A 2,156-nucleotide genomic window follows, 5' to 3' on the forward strand; every position below is an offset into this window, starting at 1 on the left:
CTGCTCCACCAGGTGCTCGTGGACCAGTCGTTCAATCTTCGATTCCAGCGTCGCAGGGGTTTTCGTGTGCATCCGCCACGGGTTGCACACCGCGACGACGGCCTCAACACTACCCCTGAACGGTTACCGAACAACTGCTCACAGCGGCCGATGTCGCGTCGCGGCCTTTCCTCCCTGGTGGCATCTGGTTCGGACTGGCCTGTTTCAGTGCAGGGACGCCCGCGCGTAGCGCCTATACGCCCTGGCTGCGAGACCTGCCCTCGCTTCAGGCAACAAGAATCAGTCCGCTGGCGTCCTTACCGCCACCCGGCGAGCGGCCCTTCGTCGCTGCGCTTCCCCAGGCGGCACTGGCGAATCCAGAGGGTCCCCTGGCCGTGGTGGGACACGTGGACCTGGCCTGGACCCTGGGATTCAACGACCAGGGACGCGCCAGGCACGCTCGATTTCATCAGGTGATCGAGCAGTTGGGCCATCAAGTGCGTGCTGGGGCAGCGATGAAGCCGCTGCTTGATGCCACCAATGAGCTCGGACGCTGGCTGAGCGCGACCGCCCATCAGGCGCGTGTGGCCCAATCTGAGAAGCGGCGCCCGCAGGAAAGCCCAGCGGACTGGGCTTTTCGCTGGCTCAAGTACCACGACCTCGCCAGCTACGTCCTGCTGGGAGACCCCGCGGTTCGTCTGCCCATGACCGTGCATTCATCGCGGTACCTCGGCTCGCAGTCCCGTCGAAAAGCGAGGTAACAATACGCGCCTCGTGCGTCCTCTCTGTGAAGCGTCATTTCGCAGAGAGGATCGCGCGTGACTATCTTGGAAGAACCTCTCGAGGTCGTGTTGGAGTTCTTTGGCGACGGAAAAGAATTTACCTGGAGTCCCAGGGAGTACAACTTCAAGCCCACGGGTGGCGATGCCAGTACACTCCAAATCCCGTGGGACCAACTCCGGCCCCAACTCGAAGCACTCAGCACTGGAGAACCTGGAGCCGTATTGCTCGAACAGTTCGGGCAGGAGCTTCGACGGTTCCTAGCGCCTACAGCGTGGCCCCTTGTCGAAAGCAAAATCGTCCAGGCCCTGACTGAAGACAGGCCCGTTCACCTCACGCTCCGCTCTCACCGTGCGGACGACATTTTTTATCTTCCCTGGGAACTCCTCCGCCTGACAGCTCGACGCAGGCTGGGGAGATTGGCGAATTGCCTAATTCAATACGAATGTGCCACCGACGTTTCGAGCGTATCGCCAATGCGCCCGACCGGCAGAATCCTTTTCGCCTACTCGGAAGCCGGAGGGTCCGTCCCATTCATCAAGCACATTGAAGCCTTGTCGAACATCTGCCGGGAGGCAGGCCTGGATTTCGATCCGAACCAAGATGTCCTGCATAATGTCAACCAGAGCCGACTTGCAGCCAGGATGGCGGCTGCAAAGCATCCCGTCACGGCGCTCCATCTGCTCTGTCACGGAGGCCAAAAGGAAGAGGACAGCACAAACTTCCATGGTCTCATTTTCGATCCGAAGCAGGACGACGACAGCGAGCCGGACTTCTTGGATGCGGCCGACCTGCAGCATCTGCTATTTGAAGCCAGCGACTCCAGATCGCTTCGGCTCGTCACAATCTGCGCCTGCAAGGGGGGGGATGCGGGCACTCCGGGAGCGTTTATGGAGAGCAGTGCCCGGATGTTCCACCGGCAGGGCGTGCCCGCCGTGCTGGCATCCCGGTTGCCCTTGACATGTTCGGGCTCCATCACCTTCACAGAGGCCCTCTACCGAAAGCTGCTCCTATGCCGGGAGAACATGCGAACAGCACTCGCTGCGGCGCGGACCGAACTCGCTCTCAAGGAACGTTCTCACGATTCAATTTCGATTCAATTATATGCAAGGGCGGGAGACATCCGAGCCTTGCTTCCATTCAGCGATCCGCCTCCACGCAGCTTCGATGATGCCCAACCACGTGAAACGGTCCTCATCCGACATAGCGCATACAGCACCGCGTATGGAGCCCCTTCGACACAGGACATGCCGACGCTCTTCGCAAGAAGGCATGTTCGCCCGGTCATCAGCATTGACCAGGCCCCAATGATTTCCGAGCGCAAGTGGGAGAACCTGGAGCCAGAAGTCGCGAAGTTGGCGGCACGTGACGGAGTGCTCCGGCGAACGCTCGAAGAA

The 2,156-nt window shown here is 60.5% G+C and carries 2 protein-coding genes; both read left to right on the forward strand.

Annotated elements, in window-relative coordinates; genetic code table 11:
* Nucleotides 1–386: 386 nt before the first annotated feature.
* The gene (locus G4D87_RS36925) at nt 387–740 is read left to right on the forward strand and encodes a hypothetical protein (RefSeq protein WP_163787466.1); all 354 of its coding nucleotides are present in this window, start codon (nt 387–389) and stop codon (nt 738–740) included.
* An 87-nt stretch (nt 741–827) separates the two neighbouring features.
* The coding region (locus G4D87_RS36930) for a CHAT domain-containing protein (RefSeq protein WP_205507874.1) at nt 828–2,156 on the forward strand (1,329 nt) is incomplete at its 3' end.

Source organism: Myxococcus vastator, from assembly GCF_010894475.1.
GTDB lineage: Bacteria > Myxococcota > Myxococcia > Myxococcales > Myxococcaceae > Myxococcus > Myxococcus vastator.